At 62.2% G+C, this 3563-nt stretch carries 4 protein-coding genes and 1 pseudogene; all 5 read right to left on the reverse strand.

Translation table 11 applies throughout. The features are described 5' to 3' along the window. Positions 1–84: 84 nt before the first annotated feature. The 5 genes and pseudogenes from AC04SI_RS33010 to AC04SI_RS33030 all read right to left on the reverse strand — a co-directional run bounded on the left by AC04SI_RS33010 (position 85) and on the right by AC04SI_RS33030 (position 3507). Positions 85–669, reverse strand: a complete 585-nt coding sequence (locus AC04SI_RS33010; RefSeq protein WP_488475708.1) for a UPF0149 family protein — start codon at positions 667–669, stop codon at positions 85–87. Between the two features lies 1 nt (position 670). Further along, positions 671–796: a transposase domain-containing protein gene (locus tag AC04SI_RS33015; RefSeq protein WP_488475709.1), complete on the reverse strand. Its 126-nt coding sequence runs from the start codon at positions 794–796 to the stop codon at positions 671–673. A gap of 32 nt (positions 797–828) precedes the next feature. After that, positions 829–2877 (reverse strand): annotated as a pseudogene (locus AC04SI_RS33020) (recombinase family protein); the annotation flags it as partial. Further along, entirely contained in the window at positions 2864–3046 is a 183-nt protein-coding gene (locus AC04SI_RS33025) for a PX domain-containing protein (RefSeq protein ID WP_183455447.1), read from the reverse strand. The pseudogene AC04SI_RS33020 and the gene AC04SI_RS33025, both read right to left, overlap by 14 nt. 74 nt (positions 3047–3120) lie before the next feature. Continuing rightward, positions 3121–3507 carry a hypothetical protein gene (locus tag AC04SI_RS33030; RefSeq protein ID WP_488475710.1) on the reverse strand — a complete coding sequence of 129 codons (387 nt, stop codon included), beginning with the start codon at positions 3505–3507 and terminating at the stop codon, positions 3121–3123. Positions 3508–3563 lie beyond the last annotated feature (56 nt).

A 3563-nucleotide genomic window follows, 5' to 3' on the forward strand; every position in this document is an offset into this window, starting at 1 on the left:
GTAAGCGTTGCACCAAGGCACCTTTCCCGAAATCCGGTGATGCGTCTATGGTAGGTCAGCCGTTGGTCCGCGCGTCGCCGCCGATCACTGCGGATCGTCATAATGGGTGACGTAGTGGAGTTCGCGCAGAGCGGGGATGACGAGAGCGATGTCTTTGTACGCCTCGTGCTCGATGAAGTGCGCGGTCTCGGGTCCCGGCCTGGGCTTGCCGAGGACGGGCCTGCCCTTTTTGTCGACGCAGTAGATCAGGATCGGCAGCAGCAGGCCGTGGTTGGGATTGTCGAGGTCGAGTAGCCGCTTCCAGCTTTTGATGTTGAGATTGATGGCGGCGTAGAACCCCTGGCACCACGGCCGGGGGTCGATGCCGCCGCTGGGCTTGGTGGCGAATCGGGGCGCGTAATCCTGCGGTTTGTCGAAGAGCGTCTCATTGATCCGGTTGTGGATCCTGGCGACGCTGGCAAACACGGCGTGATCGGTAGCAGAGCCTTTGGCCAAGACGTCGCGCGGCAACCCCATGAGCGGGCACATCCAGTCTTGCGGGTCCGGGAACCGCGGCCCGGTGACCGCCGCCGTTACGAAGCCATCCAGCGCCGACATCGTCCGCACCAGCGGGCGGCGGTTGGTCTTGGCGGCCATCCACGCCTCCAGCGCCTCGTCCGACAGCGCCATGTCATCGATCGCGCTCACTGGTGCCAAGGGGAGAGGCATCTCTTGGCGACGCCCAGTTCCACGGCATCAGCTCGTCCCAGCGCGAGGCTGGCCAGTCGTTCTGGATGCGCTCGGTGACATCGGCCATGTAGGCTTCGGCATGGACGCCGGGGATTTCTGGTCTTGGTCGGTGACGCGACACGGGCCTTTACGCGAGATCGCGGCTTTGACGGCGGGCTTTTCGAGGTCCGCTGCGCGGATTTGATTGGGGGGCGCCGGGCATGATTTGCTCGGTGGGCAAGAGCCCGGCTTCGACGACACGCCGGATTTTATGGTTGGTGACGCCGAATTTGGTCGCGGCTTCTGACATGGTGAGCCATTCTCCGCCAGTATTGCCGGCAGACCGGTAGCTCTCGATCTTGTGCACCCGGCGCAACGAGCTGACGCGATGCCCTGTCCAGGTCTTTCCCTGACCGGTCCGCATCCCCATGCGGTTGAGCGTGGCGGCGACATCTGCGTCGGACCAGCGCGTCGCCATCGATCGGATGAGGGCCATCGCCTCCTCGGGCGTGCTTTTGGTGTGCTCGCCGGACTTTGGCTTGCGCATGTGAACCTGCGAATGCTGTCCGCCCTGCCAGTGTATAGTGAGTTCGACCTGTCTCGCATCATCATCCACGGTCACGACGATATCCTTGATCAGCGCGCGCAGGAGCCGCTGCCGAAAACGCATGTCGACATCGGAAGCGTCCCATGCAGCCCTGAGATCCTGAGCCAGGCCGGCAAAATCCGGGATGGCGGCGTCATCGCGAACTTGCCGATTGTTAAGCCGGGCTTCGCAGGCTTCGACACGGCGAAGCGTCGCCTCCCAGCTCTTCTCAAGTTGAGCGGCTATGAGCCTATTGTCGGGGTCGCAGGCCGCATAGCGTCGTTCGGCGAGCGAGGCTTCGTAGCGGGCCTGCTGCAAATCCAGTTCATGCATCTGCCTTCTCTGCGCTTCGCCTTCGAGATGCATGCGCTCCGCCTCCAATGCTGCTTCGATCGCCATGGGCGCCACGGCGCGCAAAACCTCCTGCGAGATCGCAGCGTCAGCTCGACCGCCATTGGCGGTCATGCATCGGGGTCGCGCCAGCATGAGGTTCGAACGGTAGCAACGGTAGATATGATAACCGATGCGACGGCCCACATAAACGACGCACAGGCGGCGACCGCAATGACCACAGGTGAGCATGCCGGCCAGAAGAGCCCTTCCGCCCCGACCGGACTTTACACCGCCGCCCCTTGCCGTAGGTGTTGGCGGCGAGCAGCTTCTGATTCCGCTCATACTCGTCCCAGCCGACATAGCCTTCATGATGCTCCCTGAGCATAACCGCCCAATCCTCATGGGATTTACGGTGGCCGTAGCTCTTGCGAACGCGGCCATCGACGATCTCGGTCCGCTTCTGGGTTTTGCCGTACACATAGACCCCCGCATAGAAAGGGTTCTTCAATACGCTGATAACGTTGCGATAGCGGATCGGAACCCAGTCGAAGGAGACCATCATCTTGCCGTCAGATGGGCGCGGAAAATGCATGCCTTCGGCATTGAGCGAGATCAGCACCTGGCGGGCGCTGCCGATCTCGCGGAACCGCGCGAGTATAAGCCTGATGGCTTCCTGGACCCGAATATCAGGGTCGAAACCCAGGCCGTAATCACGGTGCCAGATGTAGCCGATCGATCGGCACGCTTATCCGCAGTTCGCCCCGCTGGGCCTTCTGCCGCGCGGCCTCGTACATCCGCGCCCGAATGACAGAAAGCTCGAACTCGCTGATGTTGCCCTTCATGCCGAGCAACAGCCGGTCGTTCGGCTTGGCGGGATCATAAATGCCATCGATATCGATCACGCGCGCATCGACCTGGCCGCAAAGCTCAAGCAGCCTGTGCCAGTCCGGACCATTGCGCGACAACCGAGAGGCCTCAAGACACAATACTGCGCCGACATGACCGGTGCACAGATCGTCGACGAGCCGCTCAAAACCCGGGCGCTCGACGGCGCCGCTCGCGCTGCGGCCCAGATCCTCGTCGATCACCTCGACATTGTGGAACCCCCAACGCCGCGCAACGTCGACCAGCTCATATTGCCGGCGTTGACTCTCAAGGTTTGCATGAACCTGTTGGGCCGTCGACTGTCTGACGTAGACGACGGCCTTGCGCTTCAGGAGTGCCATGGGAAGAAGATTACCGCCCGTCATCGGTCATCTCCTTCTCCGCGACACCTGCAGCCGCCATCAGCAGCTTGGCGAGGCTCGCGACCGCGACTGCGCGTTGCGCTCTCGTCAGCCCGTCCAGGGCTCGGGAGTCGAGTGGCATGATCAACTGCCGCAGTGCTGGCAGCCGGCTTGGCGGGGGCAATGTCTTCATCGATAACCTCTTGAGCGTTCGAACCGCTCGCAAAGCCATTACGAAATCCCCGATGGATCAAGAGGTTGTGAAGGTCAGTCAGCGCATCCACGGTCACCCGAGGGCTGCCCAAGCTGAACGCTTCGCAAACGTCGCGATCCAACATCCAGGCGGGCACAACAATGACTTCGCCATGCGCACGACAATGTGCGCGACTCTGCCGTTCGCCCGCTCCTCGGTATACTCGCATCGAACGGTCCGCTCGAAATACGGATGCCATCGATACCAAACGACAACCTCGCGCCCGACATGGGCAGAATGTCTGCGAGATGGTAAATCCGCCTATGGCCTTCCGCGATCAGGTTGTCGGGCTCGAGCTGGCCATCGTGGAGGAAGCGGTTGAACGCGCGCCATCGCCTGGTGCCGTAGGCGAAGGCCTTCGCGATATCGGCATCGCGCGACAAACCGTTGCCTTGACGCATGAGCTGTCGTCGCAACGCGCGGACCAGTGGTCGGGTCCGCGTTCGTCGTGCGGCCA

Source organism: Mesorhizobium sp. CNPSo 4689 (genome assembly GCF_057784325.1).